Genomic DNA, 23,733 nt, shown 5'->3' on the forward strand with positions numbered 1-23,733 from the left:
GCTGCCGCGTTAAGCCTTGACGCAAGGCAATATCAGTCACGGTCGTACCGCCCACGCCGACTTCCCGTAAAATCAACAGCTTAAAGTCAACGGGCCAGAAACGCCGACGCTCGACCCCAACAATCACCTCATGTCGAAAAATCTACGATCGCAATACGATGTCGTTAACCACGTTAGTAACGACGTCTTATAAGATCTGATAATCCGGCGCGGCAGGCGGTTCAAATCGGGCGGTTACGGTAGAGGCGGGACTCCGACCATCGAAATGGTTGTCATTTGATTAATCCTGCACGTCAGTCATGGAGTTGACTACCATCCGATCCAACATCGTGTGTTCGGGAATTTCGAGAGAGGCTCAGTAACCAGTCAAGGAAGGCCGCCGGCAATAAATGCCAGCAAAGGAGCGGCATCAAACCGTGACAGGTCATGGCTACCGGTCAGTGGATCTCAGTGACGATTTGGACCGAGTCAGAGAAGCTGTGAACCACCACGGCGATACGCGGCAGGGTCTCTGCCTGAAAGCAACAACAGACAGCCATCCAAGGATCACAAGCGCCGCCCGGAACGATGCAACGGGTGGAGATCACGTTTCGCAGGCCGGAGGATTGGCAGCGTGTCGCACCATGATCAGACTGAGATCCCAAGGTCCTGTTATTCGCCATCGCCCGCGCTGCCATCGGAATTTCCTGGCGATAGGTGATCAAGGTAGGCCCGCTGACCGAGGCGCTGTGCCGCATACGGTTCGCGACTTCAGTCGCGCACGACCTGGACTGAACATTTTGCATGGCGCACGACCCGGGCTGTGTTCGGGCCGATCAGATAATCTGACAGGGATGGTCGGGTGGCAGCCATCACGATCTGCGTCGCGGGCAGTTCGTCGGCGACATTCAGGATCTCTTCATAGACAGTTCCATAGCGGGCGATTACGTCAAACCCTATTCCCTCGGGGGCATGGGACGTGCCAATCTGCTCCAGCCGCGTGCGTGCATCCCTCAGCAGATCTTCTATCTTGAGATCTTCTGATCCACCGGTCTCACCTCGGATCGAGTAGCGCCAATCAAGGCCCGCGATCATTTCCGGCACAACCGTCATGACCGTGACATTGGCCCCGGTTGGGCTTGCCAGTGCAAACCCTTGGGGAACCGCTTTGTGCCATGAAGACTCATGGACCAGATCGATGGGGATCAGCAATTGGTCAGCCATTGTCTTATCTCCGTTCCGGACGGGCATAGAGCCAGAGAAACCAGCCGAACATGATGATGACCACGGCCGTCATCAATGAGATAGCCGAGGATGGGTTCACCGATGCCGGTGGCGACGGCAGGGTGGGCGCAAGAGCCGGTGCTGCTTGGATCGCCGGGTCGAGCCCGGTGCCGACCCCCAGGGCCGAGTTGATCGCCAAGACCGTACTGTCAGGCAGAGCGGCGACATCGGTTGGAAGCGACGCGCCGGGGCCCGCTGGACCCACTGCATCGGTATCGACGACAACCGGACCAGCCAGAACCAGTTGCGAAGAGAGCGTTTCGATGGCCCCGGGTTGGCCGTCATAGCTGCCAGCGGGGATGCGGGCCTGGCGTAGCTGTGGGAACCGGACCAGGTTGTTGCCGCTGTCCCAACCATCCACGGCGAGAAGGCGGCCATTTGCCAGCAGATCCTGCACGATGGCCGACGCGATCGGCGCGAGAACCAGCGCTGCATCGGCTTGGGCCGATGCAAGATCGCCGTCTGCAACAGGGCTGATCGTGATGCCGTCATAGGTGGTCGCAAGGATCGTTGCGACGCGGTGTGAGGCGGAACCGTCCGGCCCCGTGGCGAGTGTTTGCACATCAACCAAGCGCTCCGTATCGCCCAGGCCCACGACATGCATATAGGCCTGCCCAACGACACCGAACGCTTCAAACGGGCGAACGGTCAGGGCACCCCCTTCTCCAAGATCCGCAAATTCCACGGCGGCAGCAAGGGCGAGGGGCGCGCCGCCTGCACCGACAATGCTCAATGGGTCGTCCTGCGATTGCAGAAGGACGCGACGCCCGGGATAGGCCTGGCGCACGGTGCGGAGCGCAATACCGGTTTCCGCATCTGTGCCGATCAATGGGGAATGTGCGACAACCACCGGTTCGGTGATCTCCAAACCGTCGCCGCCGTCGATCAGGCCCAACTCAGCCAAAGCGGCGCGGGCCACTTCCCGCGGCGACAGCGCATCCTGATCAACACGACTGTTAAGTTCCTGCATCATTTCGGCATCCAGCATGCCCACAAGGCGATTGAACGCAGCCTGCAACTCTGGGAAACGCACCAGCGCGTCGGCCCGGATCAGGGGGGCTGCCTGATATACCGGGAAAAAGGTCAGGTCATCTTCCAGCAGGACAAGGCTCAGATCAGCGATTTGCCCATCGGTGGTAAAGACTTCGACGACATCGACCGAACCGTCGAGCAGCCTATCGTAGAGCGACGGCCGCTCTGCTGCGGGAACTATGTTTACTGATCCAAATTCCATACCATAGCGGGCTGTCATCGGGCCAAAGCCATCCAGCGGACGGGTCTGGAAGTTTTCGTCGATACCGATTGTTAACGTGCCTGCGCCGTCGACGAGATCGGAGATGGTGGTGATCCCAAGTTCTTCCGCTCGCCCCGCCCGCATGGCCAGCCCGTAATTATTGGCAAACCCAAAGCGGTCACCCCAGACCAGCCCAAGCGGCTGATAAAGTGAGCGCACCCGCTCCATCGCAGCATCGCCATCGGCCATTGCAGGCTGGCCCAACATCACCAGGCCGGTGCCGTTATATTCGGCATAGACGTCAATCTCACCCCTGCGGAGCGCTTCGAGGTTCACAAGCGTGTCGCCCAGGTTGGTGCGGCTGGTCACGGCAATGCCCGCATCCTCAGCCAAGGCGGCCATCATCTCTGACAGGATCGAGCTTTCGCTGAAATCCTTACCGCCAATGATTAATGTATCAGAAGCCTGATCGCAGGCGCTTAGGCCCAGAAGAGCAAGAAAGGCTAAGACATGTCTCATCACGCTCACTCCGCAGGTTTGGCAGTTGCGGCCGCTGTTTCAACATGCCCGCGCGCCTCGCGCGGTCTTGTTTTGTCTGGTCGCTCCGTCTTGATCGCCCGCATGAAGCCAACGATCTGCAACAAAAGAATGACGGAGAATGGCAAGGCGCCTGTTATTGCCATGGCCTTTGCCACGGTAATTGATCCCGTCAGGAGGGTTCCGGCTGTCAGGACAGCGATCAGTACGCCCCAGACCATCTTGTGAAAGACGGGCGGGTTCAAATTTCCCTCGGTCGTCATCATGGATAGAACGAAAGTCCCGGAATCCGCTGATGTCACCAGGAAGATGAAGATCAGCAGGCAGGCCACTCCGCCCAAGATCTCGCCCGCGGGGAAATAGTTGAGAAAGGCAAACAACGCCGATGTCACATCGGCAAAGACAAGCTCGGTCAGTCCACCCCCGCCGAAGAGTTGGATATAGATCGCGGTGCCGCCAAAGGCCGCGAACCACAGGATCGAGAACATTGTCGGCACGAAGATCACGCCAATGCAGAACTCACGGATTGTGCGACCCCGGCTGATGCGCGCGACAAAGATGCCCACAAATGGGCCCCAGGCAAGCCACCAGATCAGGTATGTCAGTGTCCAGCCACTGGTCCACCCTGAAAGGCCCTCATACGGGAACATGCGGAATGCCATGGCGGGGAGGCGCGAAAAATACTCACCGATCGAATTCACGAACGTTTCCAGGATAAAGCGGGACGGGCCGAATGTGATGACCACCAGAAGCAACCCAATGGCGATGAGCATGTTGAGGTTCGAGAGGATCTTGATCCCCTTGTCGACCCCCGTGGTCGCCGACAACATGTAACAGACGAAAAGGACACCCATGATGATCAGCGACAGCGTTGTGGTCGCATCAAGACCGAAAACCTCGCTCAGGCCGCCACGCACCTGAAGCGTGCCCATCGTCAGGGATCCCGCCAGCCCAAAGACCACCGCCAATACACCCAGAACATTGGCGAGCGTACCGATGGGTTTGCCCCCTGGCCCGGTGAAAACCGATTTGATGGGGGTAGAAATCTCGGATGTCTCGTTTCGACGGAACGTGAAATAGGCGATCACAAGCGCGCATACGCCATAGATGGCCCAGGCGTGCAGGCCCCAATGCAGATTGGTGATCACCATGGCCTCGCGTGCGGCTTGCGCTGTGCCACCCTCCATGCCCGGCGGTCCCTCGAAATGATAGATCGGCTCGGCCACGCCCCAGAACAGCAAGCCCGCGCCCATACCACCGGCAAACAGCATTGCGATCCAGGACGCGGTCGAAAATTCGGGGCGTTCATCATCGGCGCCGAGGCGGACGTTACCGTATGGTCCGAATGCAAGGTAAAGGCTCAGGATGAGGAACCCAGTGGTAATCGTGAGCCAGTACCAGCTGATACCCGTCAGCATGTAGTTCGTGAAGCCGAGGAAGGCGCCGGTCATCGCATCGGGACTGATCAAGCCCCACCCCCCAATTCCCGCAACGCAGATCAACGAGATGATGAACACCGCGTTGAACAGGGGTGGGCGCGCGACGTCTACGCGGTCTGAGTCCTCGGTCATGGAGCGTCCCTTGTTGGTCATTGGGTGTTTTGTTCGATCGTCTGTTGGATCATGCGGTATCAAAGCGCCGAATTTCCCTAGCGTCACCGAACTCGCGGCTAATTCGAATGTCTATTCGCGACATTTCGGCGTCGTAAACAAGTCGCGAAACATTGGGCAGTTGCATTGTCGTTGGTTTTCATTTCGGCATCACCCGGTTTTTCACAATTTTGCCCAGTCAAGGTATGAATTTTGAAATCTCGCATCGAGCGGTTGCGGTGCCCGCCCTGCTTTATCTCGTACAAATACAAGTGCCACGCACCGGAAATGTTCCATTGCGACCCTATTGATTGACGGAATGGATGGGTCAAAACGTGTCGCGGCAGGCAATGCCGATATCCTTTTGACCGTCAATTCGCGGTATTCGATCCCAATTTAGTTAGAATAACAGTGCCGCGGCGGAGCATGTTACGCCGCGATGATGGCGCTGGCCTTTGCCGGGGAGTTGCAGCTTGAAAAGATGTTTGATGAAGGCAGTTTATCCGAAAGACCCGTTACTTGAATTTGGTGTGCTTTGATGCTGTCCCATAATCGTTACCCCTATAGCGCGATCACAGAGCGCCCGGATTTTTCCTGGCCAGATGGCAAGCGGCTGGCTGTTTATTTGGGGATTAACCTGGAATGCTTTGCCTTTGGTGAGGGGTTGGGGGCGGAGCTTGCGCCGGGAGGGCCGCAGCCCGATGTGCTGAATTATGCGTGGCGCGATTATGGCAACCGTGTTGGGGCGTGGCGATTGCTGGATCTGTTTGATCGCTTGGGCCTGCCGACGACAGCTTTGGTGAACAGTTCGATCTACCTTGAGGCGCCGGGCCTGGCCGAGGCATTCCGGGCGCGAGGAGATGAGATTGCGGGACATGGGCGCACCAATGCCGAGCGTCAGGGTGCGATGAGCGAAGATGACGAACGCGCGCTGATCCAGGAGGCCACGCACACCCTGACCCAGCAGGAAGGCAGCCCGCCGAAAGGTTGGCTGAGCCCCTGGATCTCTCAAAGTCATCTGACGCCGGATTTGTTGCAGGAGGCGGGTTACGAATATTTGTTGGATTGGTGCCACGATGATCAGCCCGTGTGGATGGCGACGCGTGGGGGCAAGATCCTGTCAGTGCCCTATCCGCAGGAGTTGAACGACATCCCGCAGATCGTTGGGCGCAAGCGGGAGGGCGCGGAGTTCTGCGACATGATCATCGATGCGTTCGATGTCATGCTGGAGGAAAGTGCACGATGCCCCTTGGTCATGGGGCTTGCGCTGCATGGCTACATCATGGGGCAGCCACACCGGGCAAAACACTTGGCCCGCGCCTTGCGCCATATGCAATCGGCGGGTGGCGGTGCGGTTTGGTGGACCACAGCCGGCAAGATCAATGACCATTACCGACAGCTCGACCTTGAGTGAGGCGCTTCACCAACCGATGGCGTCGGGCAGCCAGGTTGCGATCGCGGGAAACGAGAACAGCAACACCAGCGCGACGGCCTGAATGCCGATGAAAGGTACCACACCGCGGTAGATCATGCCGGTCGTGACGCTGGGTGGGGCCGCCCCTTTCAAAAAGAACAAGGCCCATCCAAAAGGTGGTGTGAGGAACGAGGTTTGCAGGTTCAGGGCGATGAGCGCGGCCAACCATACCATGTCTGTCCCTTGCGCCACGAAGAACGGCAGGAGGAGGGGGAGGGCGATATAGCTGATCTCGATCCATTCCAGGAAAAAACCCAGCAAGAATAGCAGTACCATCAGAAAGATCAGCGCCCCAAGCTCTCCACCCGGCAAAAGGGCAAGGGTGTCTTTTACCAAGTCTTCGCCTTGCAAACCGCGGAATGCGACGGAGAACACCTGCGCCGCGATCAGGATGAAAAAGATCATGGCAGAGATACGGAGCGCCCCATTGGCCGCATCCCAGATCATTGCCAATCGTAACCTACCATAAAACGCGGCGATCAGGATCGATAGAACCGCGCCCACGCCAGCTGCTTCGGTTGGGGCGGCGATGCCGCCGATGATCGTGCCCAGCACACCGCCGACCAATAAGAGCGGTGGCGCCAAAGCCTTGACCGCTTTCCATGCCAAAGACCAGCCCCCGCTGCGTGCGCGTTCGTCAGCTGGGATCGGGGGCATCATGTCGGGGCGGACCCGGCCCAACACCAGGATGTAGGTGATGTACAAACTCGCCAGCATGAGCCCTGGGATCATGGATGCCGCAAACAGGGTACCCACACTTTCGCCCATGATGTCGGCCAGCAGGATCAGGACCAGCGATGGCGGAATGATCTGACCCAATGTGCCAGAGGCACATATGGCGCCTGACGCCAACCCGCCATCGTAATTGCGTTTCAACAGCACAGGCATGGTCAGCATCGTCAGTGTCACCACGGTTGCCCCGACAATGCCTGTCGACGCGCCCATCAGAACGCCGACGATGATCAGGGCGACCGCCATGCCACCGTTCAGGCGGCCCGAGAGACGGCCGATCACCTCTAACATGTCTTCGGCAACGCGGGACTTCTCCAGCATCACGCCCATATAGACAAAGAGCGGGATCGCGAGGAATTCGTATTTTGTGACAACGCCGTAGATACGTGACGGGACAAGGTTGAACAGAAAGTCGCCAAAGCCGATCCAGCCAAAAATGAAACCCGCAACGGCAATGCCGATCCCTACCGGCATGCCGATGAGTAACGCGCACATAAAGCCCAGAATCATGTAGACTGCAATGTATTCTCCCATGGGTCAGGCCCGCAATTGGCGCAGCGCATCGGCATGGCGGATCGCATTGGCCAGACATTGCAAGGCGAATAGGCCAAACGCCACGGGGATCATCCCCTTGACCACATAGCGCGCGGGCAGACCGCCCGGATCGGGGGAGCCTTCGCCGATGGACCAGGCACTGTCGACGAACCCCCAGGAATATTTGATGAAGAGGCAGGCTATCACGACACCGCACAGCATCGAAAACAGGTCTAGGCCCTCTTGCGCCTTTGGCCCCAGCCGGTCGTATAGCATGTCAACGCGGACATGGCCCTTTTCCAGCATAAGCACGGTGATGCCCAGCAAGGCGATGGGCGCCATCAAATGCCATTCCAACTCTTGAAGCCAGACGGCACTGCCCCCGCCCGCATACCGCCCGAACACGTTGAAAAAGACGAGGGCGATCAAGGCCAGCAGGAGGGCCGAGGCCAGTTTGGCGGCCCAACCTGTCAACGTATCGATTGCCCCAGCCAGTGAAAGTGCGGTGTTCATTCCGATATTCCTTGTCTTTGCACAGGGGAACAGCGCCCTTTTAGGGGCGCTGTCCGAGTGTGTTTGGATGCTAACGCCGGGCGCGGTCAGGCGTCGCGCAGTTGCGAATGCCAGACTTGTTCGGAGGCGGAGGCCCAGATGTCATGCTCCTCCTTGAAGGCGAAATAGTTGTCCATGACCTTTTTGAATTGCGCATCGCTGCTGGCCAGTTCGTCATAGACCGGGCCCATCTCGGTTTTAAGGGCCGCGATCACATCATCGGGCAGGACGCGGAGTTCGGTGCCAGATGCCTCAAATTCCTTGAGGGCGGCCGCATTGTTCGCTTCGGCCCAGGAATGGGAGATCACGTTGCAGGCGGCAGCGGCATTGCGGACGATCTCTTGCAGTTCCGCCCCTAGCCCGTCAAAGGCCGCCTTGTTGATGGCCAGTTCGGTCACGGTCGTCGGTTCATGCCATCCGGTGGTATAATAGAATTTTGCCGCCGTGTTCAGGCCAAGAATTTTGTCCTGTGCAGGGCCAACCCATTCCGCCGCATCGATGACACCGCGTTCCAGTGCCGGGAAGATCTCACCCCCCGGTAGCAATTTCACCTCAACGCCGACGCGGGCATAGGCTTTGGCCGCAAGGCCGGGGATGCGCATCCGCAGCCCCTGCATGTCTTCGATGGAATTGATCTCCTTGTTGAACCAACCGGTCATCTGAACACCGGTGGCACCGACGGGCATGGCGACCAATCCAAGCGGCTCGTAGGTTTCGTTCCACAAGTCGATCCCATCGCCCACGTAGAACCACGCATTCTGTCCCTGGGTCGACATCCCAAACGGAACGGCGCCAAAGAACTGCGCTGCGGGCACCTTGCCCGCGCCGAAATAGCTGACCCAGCCGTTCATCTCGACAATACCCTGCCGGACCGCGTCAAATCCTTCGAATGCTGGGACCAGTTCCCCGCCATTGAACACCTGGATGTCCAGCGCCCCACCCGACATCGCACGCACCCGGTCGGTGAAGTCACTGAGCGAGCCTGGACCTGTCGAATAAAATGGCTGTCCCGGCGGGAAAGCCGTTGTCATTTTCCACTTGAGCGCCTGAGCGCGTGCGATTGTCGGGGCCGCGAGCCCAATGGTGCCTGCTCCAACCCCTGCGGTTTTCAAAAATCTACGCCGATCCATGTCGCAACCTCTCCTGTTTCCTCGGCCTTAAATGGTAGAGCCGCGGTGCCAGAACGGGCGATTGCGCATGTTGATTTTGCGGCTTCGAAAGGGAAAGGTCAGATCGTTGCCCGCTTGTCCGGCATTTGAGGGCGCAAAGGCCACGAAACCGGGCATATCTTTGATGCAACGGGCCAATTCGTACAAATGATATGCCGTCTCAGCTTGCGAAAGCGCTGTCCCGGCCTGACGACGTCCAATCCATCATCTGCCTAGTCCAAAGCTGGCGTTTTCGGGTCTTTGCTGATTTGATATAGGGCCACGGCGGCCATGTTGGCTCCCCCGATTGCACCATCAGCCGACGCGGTTCGTCAGATTGCAGGTAAATCAGCAACGGCTGAAAGGTGCAGAATATCTGTGTGCAACTGAGCCTCGACCCGCAGTCATTCGTGCAATATGCCCGACATCCGGCCGGCCTGGTGTAAGGGGATCTCCGGCGGTCATACCTGCAAAAGACTGAAGTTAGCGCATTTATCACAGCCCCGTTCCCTGCCTAAAACGCGCATGCAGGCCATTGCCGCACTTGATGCCGTGCGGTTTCCCGATGCGGCCTAGGGATGGGCCCGTACTCACATGAATTGTCGGGCGCGGTGGCAACAAATTTGCATCGCGTGAGCCTTGGCCTTGCGGCCCAGACTGATCATTGCCGATGAGCGTGTATCTGGCTTTGATGTGTCCGTTCAGAACGGGGTTTTGGCTTTGCTGTGGGATATTTTATCGGAATTCGGCATCGGTGACGTGCGCGACATTGATGCTGGCCACCGGTGGTGAATTGGATCCTGCCCAGAGGTCAGATGAATAACGGCCCGTCGTATGACCCGTTCGAAAACTCCGGTAATTTCGGGGCTGCGCACAAACCCAATGCCCCGAACGGTCACGGCAACAACGCTTTCATGAAAGTGTCCCGGAACTCAGCCGCCAAACGTGACAGTGGTCGTCCCGGACGTGTCAACATGCAGGCGGAAACGGAAATAGTCGGATCGAAAGGACGTATGGCCAAATCCATATTCGGCAGAAAAGCAGCTGTATATCGATCAACGAACGCGACCCCCGTTCCGGAATGGGCCAGAACGGCGGCTGTATGGCAGTAGCGCACTTCAACCCGTGGTGTGTAGGCAATACCTGCGGTCTCAAACGTGGTTTGGAGCAGGAACCCCAAACGGGACGCTCGGTCCAGACCGATGAAACCATGTTCGCCGGCGACGTCCGCGGGCGTGATGACCGCGTGGGCCGCCAGTGGATGATCATTGCGCATGAGCGCTACCATGCGGTCCGTTCGCATCTTTTTGACGATCACACCCGGATGACTGTCTAGGCCAAGGCAAAGTCCAATATCGGCAGCCCCGGTCGTCACCGCATCGATGACGTTTTCCATCCGGCGTACATCATATTGCACCGTGACACCGGGTCGTTCCTCCAGAAAGGCCAGTAAGGCCCCGGGCACGACGGAATGGCCCAAGGGCGGCGTTGCCACCAGGCGCAGTCGGCCCACAGCACCGCCGCGCAGATCGCGCACGCGCGCTTCGACGCTGCGTAATTGCCCGAACATCGGCTCGACCTCATGAAAAAGAATGTGCGCATCGCTGGTTGGGATCATTCGTTTTTTGGATCGCTCGAAAAGCGCAAATCCCAACTGTTGTTCAAGTTGCTGGATTGATGTCGAAACCGAGGGCTGGGAGATCCCAAGCTCTTCCGCGGCCCGGACAGTCGTCTGATGGACCATCAGCGTGCCAAAGATCTCAAGCAGGCGCAGTGATAGGTCGTTGCGACGGGCGATTTTCATGGCTCTGGTATAGCGCTGTCAGAGGTGTTGCGACAACACGGTCCCCAACGCCATGGCAACCGCCGCCTGGGTCGGGTCGATCACCGGTAGCTCCAGTCGATCTTCCAATGGCGCACGGTGCGCCGCCATGCCAGCGCAACCCAGTACCAGCGCCTCGGCCCCGTCGTGGATCAGGTCCTGTCCGACCTCCACTAGCCGGGAAAACGTGCCGGTGCCTCGCGCGCTTTCATCTACACTCATGTTGAGCGCACGCTCACCTGCCACCCGGTCCAATACGCCCATGCGCCGCATATAAACCCGATGTCGGCGTTCTGAGGCAGCCGAGATGCCAATGATCCCAATCCGATCACCCCGGGAGAGGGCTGTAAAGACACCGCTTTCCTGTATGCCGAATACCGGTGCTGTGGCCACGGCCCGGCAGGCATCGATCCCAGGATCCGAATAGCAGGCGATGACAAACGCGCTGGCATCTGCATGGCCCTGTACCAGACTGACCAGTGGCAAGACGACCTGGTCGGAATGAACCTGCGTTTCAATCCCGAACAGTCCGTCGGTGAGCGTGACGCAGTCGATATCGGGGCCACTCGACATGCGAAAGGGCGCGAGCGCCTGGTCCAACCCGTCGGTCACAGCCGTGTTGGAATTGGGATTGATGACGACAATCGGGCCGGTCATGGGGCAATCTCTGCGCCGAAATTGGTATTCGGGTCCAACTCAACGGCGCGGTGGCCGGGATAACCGGTGAGATCGGTCTTTGCGCGGGCTACATACTGCCCCTGCCCCGGTTCTGCCAGCAACTTGCCCCCGTCAATCACCCGCTGCCCGCGCGACAGAACTGTGATTGGCCAACCGGTGACCCGCCAGCCATCGAATGGCGTGTAATCCATATTGTCGTGCTGGTCTTCGGCGGTGACGGTGCGGCTTTCGGTCGGGTCCCAGATGGCGATATCGGCATCCATGCCAATAGCAATACTGCCTTTTTTCTCCAACCCATAAAGCCGGGCGGCATTGGTGGCTGAAAGTGCCGCGAATTGCTGCAAGGTGATCCGCCCCTTACCGACCCCTTCAGAGAACAAAAGGGGCAGGCGCAGCCCGATGCCGGGCATGCCGTTGGCGATCTGCTTGAACGTGGCTGTCGGGCCATTGGATAGCTTGCCCGTCTCGTCGAACCGGTAGGGCGCATGATCCGACGAGAATATGCTGAAGGTCCCCGCTTGAAGGTGACGCCATAACGCTTCTTGCGTGGGCACGTCGCGCAAGGGAGGTGAGCACATGAATTTTGCGCCCTCCATGCCGGGGCGATCCAGGTCATCGCGGGTCAGGAACAGATATTGCGCGCAGGTCTCTCCAAAGATCTTGGCACCCTCCATCCGCGCCTGTGACACCAACGCGGCCCCTTCTGGCGTTGAGACATGGACAATCAGCAAAGGCGCATCGACCAGCTTGGCCAGCGCTATCGCCCGGTTCACGGCCTCGGATTCCGCCAGCGCGGGATGGCTGGGCGCGTGATAGCGCGGGGTGGTATGACCAGCCGCCACCAGCCGGTCTGACATCCACGAAATCATGCCGCTGTTCTCCGCGTGTACCATGGTCAGGGCGCCATGGCTGCGCGCCACTGTCAGAATATCAAGGAATTGGCGATCATCGACGCGCATCAGATCATAGGTCATGAAGACCTTGAACGACGTCACACCGCGGGCAAAGGCGGCAGGCAACTCTTCGGTCAGCACCTTCTCGGTCGGGTCGGCGACGATCAGATGATACCCGTAATCGATGACGGAATTCCCCTGCGCGCGGCTATCGTACAGATCCAGCGTCTCGGTCACGCCCATGCCGCGATGCTGCGCGGCAAAGGGTACGAAACACGAATTGCCCCCAAAAGCCGCAGAGATCGAGCCGCTGCGATAATCATCAGATGTCATGCCGCCTGTCGCGGATTCCTGTGCAATATGGCAATGCGCCTCGATCCCGCCGGGCAGGACCAGCTTGCCACCGGCATCGATCTGGTCGTGGCCTGACAGATCCCGACCCAGCGCCGCGATCTGACCTTCGGCGATGCCGATATCGGCGATATAGGTATCCGAGGCCGTGACGATTGTGCCGTCTTTGATCACAAGGTCAAACATCACGCGACCCCGATGAGAGGCAGATCATGCACCCGATATTATGGCCAGCCGCCTTTAGTGCTGGTATCAGACGCCCGTGTTTTGTTGTCCGCCTAGGATACATCACCTCAGTTCCTCCAATCGCTTTTCCAGACGGGTCATCAGCCGCTTCAGTTCCGCGTGATCCAGCGGTGTCATCGCAGGCCCTGGCGCACGCACTTTCGCCGAAGAGAGCACGCCCCGCCTTCGCAACGTTTCCTTGCGAATGGCAAGTCCAAGGCCAAGCTGTTGTTCATAGCGCACAAGCGGCAGATAGGCGTCGAACAGATCTTCGGCGCCATCGACATCTCCGGCTTGGTGGCGCGCCACGACCTGGACCAGCATTTCGGGAAAGGCAAAGCCGGTCATCGCTCCATCCGCGCCGCGCTGCATCTCCTGCGGCAGGAACAGCGCCGAATTGCCCGTCAGGATCGACATGCGCGGGACCTTGGAGGTGCCCGTTTCGGTACGAACACGGGAAAGTTTGGTCAGCCCAGGCCAGTCTTCATGTTTCAACATGACGATTTGCGGGTGATCGGTTGTCAGAGACAAAATCGTCTCGACCGAAACCTGCACGCCTGTGGTTTGCGGATAATCCTGAAAACAGATCGGGATATCCGGTAGGGCCGTGCAGACCTGCGCCATGTAACCGGTCAGCTTGGCTTCCGTGTTCATGCCCGGCTGCGGCGCGACCATGACACCGCCTGCGCCTGCCGCCATCACGGTATTGGCAAGGCGTGCCATGTTATCTAGGCCCGCCGCCGACACACCGACCACAACCGGGACCCGGCCAGCCACCCGGTTCATGACGCGGTGGGCAAAGGTTACAGCTTCATCCCCGCCCATCTTTGGAGCCTCGCCCATGATGCCAAGGATCGTTATGCCGGTAACGCCGGCCTCAAGGTAGAAATCTACCATTCGGTCGGCACTGGCCAGATCAAGCGCGCCGCTGTCGTCAAAAGGGGTGGCGGCGATGATGAACACACCCTCGGAATGTCGGTCGATCAGCCGGGTCATCACGGAGTTTCCTTTAATTCTGGTAGGGTCGGAATGCTCCGCGGTTCAATCTCGTCAAGCCGGGCATAGCGATCCGCAAAAAGGCGGGCGACCGGATAGTCGCCCTTCCAATCGACACGCCAAGTGTCGGTATCGATCAGCCCATCCCGCGCTGCCAGCCCAACAGCCTTGCCCACAACGATGTCGCGTTCGGCTGAATAGGTCAATCTGTCCAAGAGCCTGCATTCAATGGCAACCGGCACATCGGCCAAACGCGGTGGTGCGACATGGGTCGAGGCGGCCAGCCCAAGGTCAAGCGCGCCCGCTTCGGATACATCGCTGGGATAGGTCGCTGCCGTATCGACCATCGACGCATTCAAAGACGGTGTGGCGATATTGACGACAAATTCGCCGGTGCGCCCGATGTTTTCGGTCGTGTCTTTCGGGGATCCATCGGCGCGATGTTGAAGGCCCAGGATCACAAGGGCCGGGTCCTGACCAAAGAGGTTAAAGAACGAATAGGGGGCGGCGTTGACCGTACCCCCAACCGCCAGTGTCGTAACCCAGGCCACAGGGCGCGGCAGCACCACAGCAGTCAAAAGCTTGTACCGCAGTGCGGGTGTCATCGCGTCCAGATCCAGGGATAGGGTCATTCAGGCAGAACCACCCCGGTCTGTGCAGTGATCCTGCTGTAATGCTCGGTCCGGCGGTGGCGGGCAAAGTCGAAAATAGTGGTCTTGCCGAAGGTGCAAAGATCCATATCGCAGCCATGCACGATCAGTTCATCGCCCTCTCCCGCGGCCCGGGCCACGACATAGCCGTTAGGATCCACGATGATGCTGCCGCCAATCAGGGGATGCCCATCTTCGACACCTGCCTTGGCCACGCCCACAACCCAGGCGGCATTCTGGTAGGCACCCGCCGTCATCGACAGATCCGAGTGATACAGCCGTTGCTCCAACCCCTCCGCGCTGTCCTGACTGTTCACCGACGGCGTGTTATAGCCCAGCGTGATCAACTCGACCCCTTGCAACCCCATCTCGCGGTAGACCTCCGGCCAACGGCGGTCATTGCAGATGCACATACCCATCCAGGCATCAAGATTGCGCCAGACCGGGAACCCCAGATCTCCCGGCTCGAAATACCGCTTTTCCAGGTGCTGAAAGGCGCGGTCCGGGTCATAGTCCGAATGCCCCGGCAAGTGGACCTTGCGATACTTGCCGACGATTTGGCCAGACCGGTCGGTCAGGATCGAGGTATTGAATTTTCGCCCCTCTGGCGTCTGTTCAGCGTAGCCAAAGGTGATGGCGGTACCATGCTGGCGCGCGCGGTTAAACAGCGGCGCGGTAGCAGCATTGGGCATTTCGACCTCATACCAGGACGCGACCTCTGCTGGATCTTCCATCCACCAGCGCGGAAAGAACGTTGTCAGGGCCAGTTCGGGAAAGACCACCAGATCGCAGCCAGCCTTGGCTGCCTGATCCAGCAATACGATCATGCGTGCCACGACCGCCTCGCGGCTCTCGGCCGTTTGGATGGCGCCCATCTGCGCCCCTCCGATCACAATCTCGCGCATCTCCGCTCCTCCACGTTAACTTGCCAGGCGCCGCTCAAACCGTCCGATCAATCGGATCACGGGCCAGAGCAACAGCAGATAAATCCCCGCCGCAAGGACCAGCGGCGAAGCATTGTAAGTGATTGACCGCACCATCCCCGCGGCATGCAGCATTTCCCCAAGGCTGACGACCGAGGCGAGTGAGGTCAGCTTGACGACCTCCACCACATTCGACAGCAGATCCGGCAACACATTACGTGTGGCTTGGGGCAGCGTAACCCAGATGAGCGTGTCGCGCTGCCCCAGACCGGTCGAGCGCGCGGCCTCAACCTGTCCCTTTGGAACCGACAACAGGCCTGCGCGAAAAATCTCTGCGAAATAGGCAGAATTGTTCAGGAAAAACCCAATTGTAACAGCCATGAAGGGCGACATGCTGATCCCGGCAAAGGGCAAGCCTGCATAGATGAAAATCAGCAAAACCAGTGGCGGCACAGCGCGAAAAAAATCGATAAACCCGATTGTGAGCCAGCGCAGGGCACGGCTTTCGGACACAGAACCAAGGGCGGCCAACAGTCCGCCCAAAGCCCCCAGCGGGATCACAACGGCGCAAATGAGCAGCGTCATACCCAGTCCCGTCAGCACCAATGGCAGGGCCTTGGCCATGATGGCGAGGTTGAAGAACTGATCCAGCATCGCTTCCATCCTAGGCCGCCGGCGGCGCGAAACGGGCCTCAAGCCAGCGCGAGGCAATGACGAAGGGCAAGAACAGGATCACATAGGCGATGGCCGCCAGGGTCAGAGGGGAGGCATTGGCCGAAAAGCTTTGCGCCGTTGTCGCTTGGCCCAGGATGTCGGGCACACCGATCACCATGCCCAACGCGGTCATCTTGGTGATCGCGATGGCGCGGTTGGTCAGGGGTGGGATCACCATGCGTACGGCTTGGGGCAGAACCACAAAGATCAGCGCGCGGGTAAAGGACAGGCCCGTCGACCGCGCCGCCTCCCACTGGCCTTTGGGTGTGGCTGTGATGCCGGCCCAAACGATTTCTTCGGCAAAGGCGGCCAAGACCAGGGTCAGCACGACAAAAAGCACCATGAAAGACGACAGCACAATCCCCACATTTGGTAGCCCGAAAAACGCCAGAAGGATCAAAACCAATGGTGGCAAGGCGCGCAACATATCAGCAAATACCACGATCAAGATCGATACCGGCTTGATCCGGTAAGCCCGGAGGCATGCCAGCCCGCTGCCCAAAACAGTACCTGCCATAACGATCAATAGCGATAAAAGCACGGTGACCAGCGCCCCTTCCAGTATCGCAGGCGCGTAGCGGGCCAGCACCGCTGCGTTGAAAAAGGTGTCGATAAACCGCTCCAACCTGCTACTCGTGAAAGCGCGACAGGAAGGCGCGCGTGCGGTTGTGCTGGGGGTCGCCAAAGATCTGCTCTGGTGGGCCTTCTTCGACGATCAGGCCATCATCCATAAAGATCACGCGATCGGCCGCATCGCGTGCAAATTTCATCTCGTGGCTGACCACGACCATGGTCATCCCTTGCCGTTTCATATCGCGCATCACGTCCAGGACGTCGCCCACGAGCTCAGGGTCCAGCGCCGAGGTCGGCTCATCAAACAGCATCACGGTCGGGTTCAGCGCCAGCGCACGGGCAATCGCCACCCGCTGTTGCTGCCCCCCCGACAATTGCGATGGGTAATGCCGCGCGCGATCGCTCAGGCCAACGCGGTCCAGCGCCTCAAGCCCTGCAACCCGCGCCTTTTCGCGCGGCATCTTTTGAACCTTTCGCAGCGCCAAGGTGACATTCCCAAGCGCGCTGAGATGCGGGTAAAGATTGAAGGATTGAAACACTATTCCGATCCGTTGGCGCATTTTGTTCAGGTCGACGCCCGGCCCGGTCAGTCGATCCCCTTGGATGAAAATCTCGCCCGCATCGGGTTCTTCCAGCCGGTTGCAACAGCGCAGCATCGTGGATTTGCCAGAGCCGGAGGGCCCCAATACAAAGACCATCTCGCTGCGCTGCACCGACAAGTTGATGCCCTTCAGCACCGGATCGGCCCCAAAGGATTTGTGCAGCGCCTCAACCCGAAATGTTGCCGTGGCGGCTGATCCTTGGGGCGCGGGCGACAGTATCATGTCAGGCACAGCCAGGCGTATGATCGCTTTCGACATATCCCTTAAAGTCCGGTTCACCAAAACCCGGCAGCGGGGTTAGCGCCGCAGATCCCGGCGCAGGTTCCGCGCCGAACCATTTGATGCTCATCGTGGCCATCGTCCCATCGAGTTTCATGCATTCGATGACCTTCTCGACCGAGGCACGCAGCTCCTCGTCACCGGTACGGAAGGGCATGCCCCAGACCAGACCGGTGGTGTGGACATAGCTCATCTCCAGTTGCGCGTTTTGTTTGACGGCCCAGGCTGACACGGTGTTGCCAGCTACATTGGCAAAGGCACGACCGGAAATAACAGCCTGAACGGCATCCGTGTTCGTGCCATAGCTTTCCACCGTCCACCCGATCTCTTCGGTCAGATCGGTGGCCCAGCTATCATAGACCGACCCTTTATTGACGGCGATGATCTTGTCCTTGAACTGTGCCAGATCGGTGATCTCTTCGGTCCCGGCTTTGACGACAAAACCGAAATCCGTGTTTAGATACCCTTCGGAGAACAGGATATTCTCGGCGCGCTCTTCCGTGATGGTCGTGGGGGCCACGACGAAATCATAGGTGCCCGCCGCCAGACCCGGCAGGATCCCGGAAAATTGGGTGGCCACGATATCCATCTTAACGCCCAGCCGTTCGCCGATCTCATTGGCAAGATCGACGTTGAACCCCTCCACACCGCCCGAGAGAGAGGGCATCGCATGAGGTGCAAAGGTGCCGTCAAGCGCCACGGTATAGGTCTTGTCCTGCGCAAGCGCTGCGCCACCCAGACTAAGCAGCGCGGCCACCGCGCCTAGGATCATCGTTCTTTCCATGGGAAACCTCCTGTGGTTTGTCGATTTGGCGGGCTCTGCGCCCAATGTTTTTCGCTAGCTACGTTTCGTGTTTTCGGTCCTTTGGTCTTTGATCGTCACATCATGGCCTCGATCAGAAATGGGCCTGGCTCGTCCATCGCCGTCACCAGAATGCGCTGAAGATCCGCGACGCAGTCCGCCCGCCGACCCGGCACACCCATCCCCTTGGCCAGCGCCACAAAGTCGATATTCGGACGATCCAGGTCCAGCATATCCAGCGCCGAACGTCCGGGATTTGCGCCCACCGCGAAGAGTTCCGTCTTGAGGATTTCGTATGTGCGATTGGCAAAGATCAGTGTCGTGATATTGACGCCTTCGCGGGCCTGGCTCCAAAGGCCCTGGATCGTATACATCGCCGATCCGTCCGCTTGCAGCGTCAGAACCGGCCGGTCCGGGCAGGCCACGGCCGCACCCAGCGCCAGTGGGATACCGTCACCGATGGCCCCACCGGTAAGTGAGATCCAGCTATGGGGGGCTGCGGCTTTTGTTGCCGACCAGATATCACGCCCGCCTGTGAGGCTTTCATCCACGACGATTGCGTTCTCAGGTAAGGCATTGGCGATGGCCGCCGCGATGGTGTCATGGCGGATCGTGCCTGCCTGTGGTGACGGCGGTAGTGCCACGCCTGGCACATGGGGCTCCGCATCCATGTATGCCGCCAAGGCAGATACCGCGGCAGGTCCGTCACCGTCGATGCCAGTCAGGACCATCTGTTCACACGTTTCGGGGAGCAGCAGGCTGGGCCGTTCGGGATAGGCAAAGAACGCAACCGGCGGCACCGTTTCGATCAAGATGGCCTTGCGAAAAGGGGCAAAGGTCTGCAGCGCCATATCGATGGGATATGGGCATCTTACCAGACCTGCCCGCCCGGCCCCTCGGTCACTGCGCCGGTTCGATGTTGGTGCCACGACTTTCGCGCCGGTCTGTGCCGCGATCCCCTGCAACAGCGCCACCGCTTTGGGCGTTTCCAGCACGCGGCCGCCCACCAGAAAAACCGTGTCGGGGCCCAGCATCTGGGCCGCGTTCTCAACGGCTACAGGATCCAGCGGTGCAAAGGATGCCGTGTCCGGGGGAGGCGCCACGACCCCGCCAGCATCCCAGCCCAGGTCAGCGGGCGCTATCAGCGTGGCTACCTGACGGGGATTGGCCATGGCGGCGCCTAATGCCTCCATCGCATCCGCCGCGAAAGTGGCGGGGCTTGAGGCCGTGCGCACCCAATCCGAAAACGGCTCCGCCGCGCCTTCGACATCTGCGGTGAGCGGCGCATCATAGCCCCGGTGGCGGACCGCATGATCCCCCACCAGGTTAACCATGGGTGCGCGTGCCTTGCGCGCATTGTGCATGTTGGCCCCGCCATTCGCCAAACCGGGGGCCAGGTGCAGCAGCGTCACCGCAGGTTTCAGGGCCATGCGCGCATAACCGTCCGCTGCACCGGTTGCGACCCCTTCAAACAGTCCCAGAACACAGCGCAACAGGCCCGTCCGATCCAGCGCATCGACGAATTGCATCTCCGACGTGCCCGGGTTGGCAAAGCACACCTCAACGCCAGCACCATGCAAACTGCGCACGACGGATTCGGCTCCGTTCATCACGGGTGCTGCATCAGTGGGTTCGTCTTTCATGCAAGCTCCTGTCGTCTGGCTGCTTCAAGCACTGCGAGCCGTCGTTGCAAGGCATCCGATGGCGCAGGCTCTGCGATTTTGCCCTGAACCGAAGCGTCCTCGTCAAAATGGCACGCGACTTGGGCGTTACCGACCATGCGCAGGACCGGGCGTTCACGCTGACAGCGCGCCTGGGCCAAGGCGCATCGCGGGTGAAAGGCGCAGCCTGGCGGTGGCGCCAGCGCCGAAGGCAGATCGCCTTGCACCGGGGCACGGTCATTGCGCTGGTTCGGATCGGGGCGCGGGGCCGCCGCAATAAGGGAACGCGTATAAGGATGGCGCGGGTTGGCAAAGAGATCCGCGACCGGTGCTTCTTCGACGATGCGGCCCAGGTAGACCACGGCCACCCGTGTCGCCAGGTGCCGCACCACGGCCAGATCATGGCTGATGAAAACATAGCCGATACCGAACTCTGCCTGCAGATCCCGCAGCAGATTGACGATCTGCGCTTGGACCGACACATCGAGGGCCGAGACCGGTTCGTCACAGACGATGAGCCGGGGACGCGTCGCCAGCGCCCGCGCAATGCCGACCCGCTGGCGCTGCCCACCCGAAAACTCATGCGGGTAGCGCCCGGCATGCCAAGGTTGCAGTCCGCAGGTTTTCAACAGCGCCGCCACCCGTTCGGTCACGTCTTTGGGCGTGGCAAGGCCGTGGAGCAGCAGAGGCTCCGACATCGTTTCCGCCACCGTCATGCGCGGGTTCAGCGATGCATAGGGATCCTGAAAGATGATCTGCATGCGGCGGCGCATCGCGCGCATCTTGTCTGGCGGCAGCGTCAGGATAGGCGCCCCGTCCAGTCGCACCGAGCCATCGGTGGGCGGGGTCAACCGTAGCAAAGCGCGACCGATGGTGGATTTGCCACAACCGGATTCACCGACGATGGCCAGGGTTTCCCCTTCGGCCACGTCAAAGCTGACATCGTTGACCGCCTGGACCTGCCCCACCACACGGCGCAGAACACCGCGCCTCACGGGGAAGTGTTTCGTCAGACCGCGAACCTCCAGCATCGCCGTCATGCCGCCGCCTCGATCGGGGCTTTCCAGCAGGCCACCGTGTGGCCCGGCGAAAGCGTCTGAAGCGGCGGATCCACTTCGCGGCATTGCGGCCCCGCCAACGGACACCGGGAGGCAAAGCGGCAGCCCGCCACGTCGACCCAAGGTGGCGGAACAGCCCCGGGGATCGTCGCAAGCCGACTGGCAGCCGTGTCAATGCGCGGCACGGCGGCCATCAACCCGACCGTGTAGGGATGCTGCGGGTCATCGAAGAGGGCCGCGGTTGGCGCCTGTTCCACCACACGCCCGGCATACATGACGACCACGTCGTCACAGGTCTGCGCCACGACGCCCAGATCATGGGTGACCAGCAGGACCGCAGCCCCAGTCCTGGCCCGCAAGTCGCCCATCAGATCCAGGATCTGTGCCTGTATCGTCACATCAAGCGCCGTTGTGGGCTCATCCGCGATCAGCAGATCCGGGTTGTTGGCCAGGGCAAGCGCGATCATGACGCGCTGCCGCTGCCCCCCCGAAAGCTGGTGCGGGAAGTCGTCGATGCGCGTCTTTGGCGACGGCAGCCCGACCAGATCCAGCAACTCCACAGCCCGGTCTTGCGCAGCGTTGCCGGATCGCCCGGAATGCGCCTTCAGGCTCTCGATGATTTGCGTCCCGCAGGTATAGACCGGGTTGAGGGAGGTCATGGGCTCCTGAAAGATCATGCCGATCCGCCCGCCCCGCAGGCGACGCATCTCCCGCTCCGGCAGGGTCAGCAGGTCTTGCCCGTCAAACAGGATCTGACCGCCCGCATAGGTCCCGGGTGGCTGTGGGACCAACCGCATGATGGACAGCGAAGTGACTGACTTTCCGCATCCGGATTCGCCGACAACGCCCAGGGTGCGTCCCCGCTCCAATGACAGCGAAACGCCTTGGACAGCGCGGTGCACTGTGCCGCCGACATGGAATGTCACCTCCAGATCGCGGATCTCAAGCAAAGGCGCGCCTGTGGTCATGATGTGCCGTAAACATAAGGGGAGGCGACATCGTGCGGACGATCCGCGAAATCCAGGCCCTGAAAGGTCGCTTCCGCGCGCCGTTGCGCCTGTTGCAGGCGTGCCAGGGCGTCGGGCAGATCGAACGCCGTGACCGTGCCATCGACCACAACCGCGTGGCCATCGACAAAGACGTCCCTGATTGCTCGCTCTGCCGCGACATAGATCAGGGACCGCAACGGATCGCGCAGGGGCATCATCGCCGGGTCGGTAATATCGGCCAGGAACAGATCAGCCTTGGCCCCGACCGCAAGCCGCCCGATATCGTCGCGCCCCAGGATCTTGGCCCCACCCAAGGTCGCGGCATCGAAGATGTCGGATGTACGCAGGTCATAGGGGTTTTTCGACATGACGCGAGACAGATACAGCGCGTTGCGCAGCTCTTCGAGCATGTTGTGCGGATAGGTGTCGGTCCCGATCCCGACATCGATACCTCCCCGAATGTAACGCCCGACCGTGTTCATCGCGATCCCGCGGCGTTGGAAAACCGTCGGGCAATGGGCGACAGCGGCGCCTGACCCTTGCAAAAGCGCGAAATCCGCCGCCTCCGGCCAAAAGACATGGGGGTAGTCATTCAGGAAGATGCCATGCCCGACGATCGCCCCTGGTTTCAGCACACCTAGACTATGCAACCATTCCAATGAGGTCACGCCGTGGCGGCGCGTGATCTCGTTGAATTCGACCACGGATTGCGCGGCATGGATCTGGAACGGTAAGCCACGCTCTTGCGCCAGGGCAAAGCTGTCGCTGATCAAACCGGCGGTGCAAGTGTCGATCTGACTGGGGGAGACCATGCCGGACAACCGGCCAGAAGGATGCGCAATGGCGGCGTCGATGACACGGACAGCCTCCTCCATGGCGGCGCGGCCTTCGTCCGGTTCCCATTCGTAATTCACCACATGGCCATTGTCGGTATACCAGCGGGCGGATCGGTACATGGGCGAAACGACACCGCGCAGCCCAGAGGCCGCGAAGGTTTCAACCCAACCGTCCCACGCAACCGACAGATCGACCAACGTGGTGACGCCAGACAGCAGCAATTCGGAATAAGTCACCTCCACGCAGGCGCGACGACCGTCGTCATCGGGGCGAAAGAGCGGCATGAATTCATAAAGCGATGACATGCCCAAACGCGGGCTACCCAACTCATCCAGCATCCCCTTGTTCATCGCCTCGCTGGAGGGGTGGGAATGGATGTTCACCAGACCCGGTGAAACCAACCGGTTGCGCCCATCAATCTCGGTATCGACCTGACCATCGTATGTGCCACCGACCTGCACGATAAGATCACCCTCAAAGGCCACATCGCCGTCGCGCAAATAGCAATGCGTGCCCTTTTCGGTGTCATAGGCCACAATCCAGGCAGCGTTTCTGATCACGGTGACGGGCATGGAGATCCTCTGGTTAAGTTAGGTGTCAAGGGGCCGCGCAACGCG

General features: G+C 60.0%; 22 protein-coding genes. 2 read left to right on the top strand and 20 right to left on the bottom strand.

Annotated elements, in window-relative coordinates; all coding sequences use genetic code 11:
- Nucleotides 1-750: 750 nt before the first annotated feature.
- The 3 genes from IU397_RS21610 to IU397_RS21620 are packed head-to-tail and all read right to left on the bottom strand — an operon-like array spanning nucleotide 751 to nucleotide 4,605.
- A complete protein-coding gene (locus IU397_RS21610; protein WP_204417586.1) occupies nucleotides 751-1,203 on the bottom strand; it encodes a universal stress protein in 453 nt (150 codons plus the stop codon).
- Nucleotides 1,204-1,207: 4 nt separating this feature from the next.
- The gene (locus IU397_RS21615) at nucleotides 1,208-3,016 is read right to left on the bottom strand and encodes a glycine betaine ABC transporter substrate-binding protein (RefSeq protein ID WP_204417587.1); all 1,809 of its coding nucleotides are present in this window, start codon (nucleotides 3,014-3,016) and stop codon (nucleotides 1,208-1,210) included.
- Nucleotides 3,017-3,021: 5 nt separating this feature from the next.
- Nucleotides 3,022-4,605, bottom strand: a complete 1,584-nt coding sequence (locus IU397_RS21620; RefSeq protein WP_204417588.1) for a BCCT family transporter — start codon at nucleotides 4,603-4,605, stop codon at nucleotides 3,022-3,024.
- Nucleotides 4,606-5,161: 556 nt separating this feature from the next.
- Between IU397_RS21620 and IU397_RS21625 the strand changes: the two genes are divergently transcribed.
- Nucleotides 5,162-6,037 (top strand): polysaccharide deacetylase family protein, encoded by an 876-nt coding sequence (locus IU397_RS21625; protein ID WP_239479982.1) that lies wholly within the window; start codon nucleotides 5,162-5,164, stop codon nucleotides 6,035-6,037.
- A 6-nt stretch (nucleotides 6,038-6,043) separates the two neighbouring features.
- Here IU397_RS21625 and IU397_RS21630 read toward each other — a convergent pair whose 3' ends face one another.
- The 3 genes from IU397_RS21630 to IU397_RS21640 all read right to left on the bottom strand — a co-directional run bounded on the left by IU397_RS21630 (nucleotide 6,044) and on the right by IU397_RS21640 (nucleotide 9,045).
- Entirely contained in the window at nucleotides 6,044-7,363 is a 1,320-nt protein-coding gene (locus IU397_RS21630; protein ID WP_204417590.1) for a TRAP transporter large permease subunit, read from the bottom strand.
- Nucleotides 7,364-7,366: 3 nt separating this feature from the next.
- Nucleotides 7,367-7,876: a TRAP transporter small permease subunit gene (locus tag IU397_RS21635; protein WP_204417591.1), complete on the bottom strand. Its 510-nt coding sequence runs from the start codon at nucleotides 7,874-7,876 to the stop codon at nucleotides 7,367-7,369.
- A gap of 86 nt (nucleotides 7,877-7,962) precedes the next feature.
- Nucleotides 7,963-9,045 (bottom strand): TRAP transporter substrate-binding protein, encoded by a 1,083-nt coding sequence (locus tag IU397_RS21640; protein ID WP_204417593.1) that lies wholly within the window; start codon nucleotides 9,043-9,045, stop codon nucleotides 7,963-7,965.
- Between the two features lie 663 nt (nucleotides 9,046-9,708).
- Here IU397_RS21640 and IU397_RS21645 point away from each other — a divergent pair.
- Complete coding sequence (locus IU397_RS21645) at nucleotides 9,709-9,855, top strand: hypothetical protein (protein WP_204417595.1); 147 nt, start codon at nucleotides 9,709-9,711, stop codon at nucleotides 9,853-9,855.
- 103 nt (nucleotides 9,856-9,958) lie between these two features.
- Here IU397_RS21645 and IU397_RS21650 read toward each other — a convergent pair whose 3' ends face one another.
- The 14 genes from IU397_RS21650 to IU397_RS21715 all read right to left on the bottom strand — a co-directional run bounded on the left by IU397_RS21650 (nucleotide 9,959) and on the right by IU397_RS21715 (nucleotide 23,688).
- Nucleotides 9,959-10,867: a LysR family transcriptional regulator gene (locus IU397_RS21650; RefSeq protein WP_204417597.1), complete on the bottom strand. Its 909-nt coding sequence runs from the start codon at nucleotides 10,865-10,867 to the stop codon at nucleotides 9,959-9,961.
- 18 nt (nucleotides 10,868-10,885) lie between these two features.
- The gene (locus IU397_RS21655) at nucleotides 10,886-11,542 is read right to left on the bottom strand and encodes an aspartate/glutamate racemase family protein (RefSeq protein WP_204417599.1); all 657 of its coding nucleotides are present in this window, start codon (nucleotides 11,540-11,542) and stop codon (nucleotides 10,886-10,888) included.
- On the bottom strand, nucleotides 11,539-12,996 hold the full coding sequence (gene hydA, locus IU397_RS21660) for a dihydropyrimidinase (RefSeq protein WP_204417600.1): 1,458 nt from the start codon (nucleotides 12,994-12,996) through the stop codon (nucleotides 11,539-11,541). Before hydA ends, IU397_RS21655 begins: the two co-directional genes overlap by 4 nt.
- A gap of 99 nt (nucleotides 12,997-13,095) precedes the next feature.
- Nucleotides 13,096-14,028 (bottom strand): dihydrodipicolinate synthase family protein, encoded by a 933-nt coding sequence (locus tag IU397_RS21665; RefSeq protein WP_204417601.1) that lies wholly within the window; start codon nucleotides 14,026-14,028, stop codon nucleotides 13,096-13,098.
- A complete protein-coding gene (locus IU397_RS21670) occupies nucleotides 14,028-14,660 on the bottom strand; it encodes a flavin reductase family protein (protein ID WP_204417602.1) in 633 nt (210 codons plus the stop codon). Before IU397_RS21670 ends, IU397_RS21665 begins: the two co-directional genes overlap by 1 nt.
- Nucleotides 14,657-15,583, bottom strand: coding sequence for an N-carbamoyl-D-amino-acid hydrolase (locus IU397_RS21675; protein WP_204417603.1), 927 nt, complete (start codon nucleotides 15,581-15,583; stop codon nucleotides 14,657-14,659). Before IU397_RS21675 ends, IU397_RS21670 begins: the two co-directional genes overlap by 4 nt.
- Nucleotides 15,584-15,598: 15 nt before the next feature.
- Complete coding sequence (locus IU397_RS21680) at nucleotides 15,599-16,255, bottom strand: amino acid ABC transporter permease (RefSeq protein ID WP_239479984.1); 657 nt, start codon at nucleotides 16,253-16,255, stop codon at nucleotides 15,599-15,601.
- A 10-nt stretch (nucleotides 16,256-16,265) separates the two neighbouring features.
- On the bottom strand, nucleotides 16,266-16,940 hold the full coding sequence (locus IU397_RS21685; RefSeq protein WP_204417607.1) for an amino acid ABC transporter permease: 675 nt from the start codon (nucleotides 16,938-16,940) through the stop codon (nucleotides 16,266-16,268).
- A 4-nt stretch (nucleotides 16,941-16,944) separates the two neighbouring features.
- The gene (locus IU397_RS21690) at nucleotides 16,945-17,712 is read right to left on the bottom strand and encodes an amino acid ABC transporter ATP-binding protein (protein ID WP_204417630.1); all 768 of its coding nucleotides are present in this window, start codon (nucleotides 17,710-17,712) and stop codon (nucleotides 16,945-16,947) included.
- 1 nt (nucleotide 17,713) lies between these two features.
- Entirely contained in the window at nucleotides 17,714-18,553 is an 840-nt protein-coding gene (locus tag IU397_RS21695; protein WP_204417608.1) for a transporter substrate-binding domain-containing protein, read from the bottom strand.
- Between the two features lie 95 nt (nucleotides 18,554-18,648).
- A complete protein-coding gene (locus tag IU397_RS21700) occupies nucleotides 18,649-20,214 on the bottom strand; it encodes an acetolactate synthase large subunit (RefSeq protein ID WP_239479985.1) in 1,566 nt (521 codons plus the stop codon).
- Nucleotides 20,211-21,272: an ABC transporter ATP-binding protein gene (locus IU397_RS21705; RefSeq protein ID WP_204417609.1), complete on the bottom strand. Its 1,062-nt coding sequence runs from the start codon at nucleotides 21,270-21,272 to the stop codon at nucleotides 20,211-20,213. Before IU397_RS21705 ends, IU397_RS21700 begins: the two co-directional genes overlap by 4 nt.
- The gene (locus tag IU397_RS21710; RefSeq protein WP_204417610.1) at nucleotides 21,269-22,258 is read right to left on the bottom strand and encodes an ABC transporter ATP-binding protein; all 990 of its coding nucleotides are present in this window, start codon (nucleotides 22,256-22,258) and stop codon (nucleotides 21,269-21,271) included. Before IU397_RS21710 ends, IU397_RS21705 begins: the two co-directional genes overlap by 4 nt.
- The gene (locus IU397_RS21715) at nucleotides 22,255-23,688 is read right to left on the bottom strand and encodes an amidohydrolase family protein (protein WP_204417611.1); all 1,434 of its coding nucleotides are present in this window, start codon (nucleotides 23,686-23,688) and stop codon (nucleotides 22,255-22,257) included. Before IU397_RS21715 ends, IU397_RS21710 begins: the two co-directional genes overlap by 4 nt.
- Nucleotides 23,689-23,733 lie beyond the last annotated feature (45 nt).

This window comes from Actibacterium sp. 188UL27-1 (assembly GCF_016901225.1).
Taxonomy (GTDB): Bacteria; Pseudomonadota; Alphaproteobacteria; order Rhodobacterales; family Rhodobacteraceae; genus 188UL27-1.

What these genes read in the sequence shown, in the direction of transcription:
- IU397_RS21710 (WP_204417610.1), bottom strand. Translation starts at nt 22,258, where the DNA reads ATGACCACAGGCGCGCCTTTGCTTGAGATCCGCGATCTGGAGGTGACA.
- IU397_RS21690 (WP_204417630.1), bottom strand. Translation starts at nt 17,712, where the DNA reads ATGATACTGTCGCCCGCGCCCCAAGGATCAGCCGCCACGGCAACATTT.
- IU397_RS21665 (WP_204417601.1), bottom strand. Translation starts at nt 14,028, where the DNA reads ATGACCCGGCTGATCGACCGACATTCCGAGGGTGTGTTCATCATCGCC.
- IU397_RS21700 (WP_239479985.1), bottom strand. Translation starts at nt 20,214, where the DNA reads ATGAAAGACGAACCCACTGATGCAGCACCCGTGATGAACGGAGCCGAA.
- IU397_RS21610 (WP_204417586.1), bottom strand. Translation starts at nt 1,203, where the DNA reads ATGGCTGACCAATTGCTGATCCCCATCGATCTGGTCCATGAGTCTTCA.
- IU397_RS21615 (WP_204417587.1), bottom strand. Translation starts at nt 3,016, where the DNA reads ATGAGACATGTCTTAGCCTTTCTTGCTCTTCTGGGCCTAAGCGCCTGC.
- IU397_RS21670 (WP_204417602.1), bottom strand. Translation starts at nt 14,660, where the DNA reads ATGACCCTATCCCTGGATCTGGACGCGATGACACCCGCACTGCGGTAC.
- IU397_RS21695 (WP_204417608.1), bottom strand. Translation starts at nt 18,553, where the DNA reads ATGGAAAGAACGATGATCCTAGGCGCGGTGGCCGCGCTGCTTAGTCTG.
- IU397_RS21635 (WP_204417591.1), bottom strand. Translation starts at nt 7,876, where the DNA reads ATGAACACCGCACTTTCACTGGCTGGGGCAATCGATACGTTGACAGGT.
- IU397_RS21630 (WP_204417590.1), bottom strand. Translation starts at nt 7,363, where the DNA reads ATGGGAGAATACATTGCAGTCTACATGATTCTGGGCTTTATGTGCGCG.
- IU397_RS21640 (WP_204417593.1), bottom strand. Translation starts at nt 9,045, where the DNA reads ATGGATCGGCGTAGATTTTTGAAAACCGCAGGGGTTGGAGCAGGCACC.
- IU397_RS21650 (WP_204417597.1), bottom strand. Translation starts at nt 10,867, where the DNA reads ATGAAAATCGCCCGTCGCAACGACCTATCACTGCGCCTGCTTGAGATC.
- IU397_RS21655 (WP_204417599.1), bottom strand. Translation starts at nt 11,542, where the DNA reads ATGACCGGCCCGATTGTCGTCATCAATCCCAATTCCAACACGGCTGTG.
- IU397_RS21705 (WP_204417609.1), bottom strand. Translation starts at nt 21,272, where the DNA reads ATGACGGCGATGCTGGAGGTTCGCGGTCTGACGAAACACTTCCCCGTG.
- IU397_RS21675 (WP_204417603.1), bottom strand. Translation starts at nt 15,583, where the DNA reads ATGCGCGAGATTGTGATCGGAGGGGCGCAGATGGGCGCCATCCAAACG.
- IU397_RS21680 (WP_239479984.1), bottom strand. Translation starts at nt 16,255, where the DNA reads ATGCTGGATCAGTTCTTCAACCTCGCCATCATGGCCAAGGCCCTGCCA.
- IU397_RS21620 (WP_204417588.1), bottom strand. Translation starts at nt 4,605, where the DNA reads ATGACCGAGGACTCAGACCGCGTAGACGTCGCGCGCCCACCCCTGTTC.
- IU397_RS21625 (WP_239479982.1), top strand. Translation starts at nt 5,162, where the DNA reads ATGCTGTCCCATAATCGTTACCCCTATAGCGCGATCACAGAGCGCCCG.
- IU397_RS21715 (WP_204417611.1), bottom strand. Translation starts at nt 23,688, where the DNA reads ATGCCCGTCACCGTGATCAGAAACGCTGCCTGGATTGTGGCCTATGAC.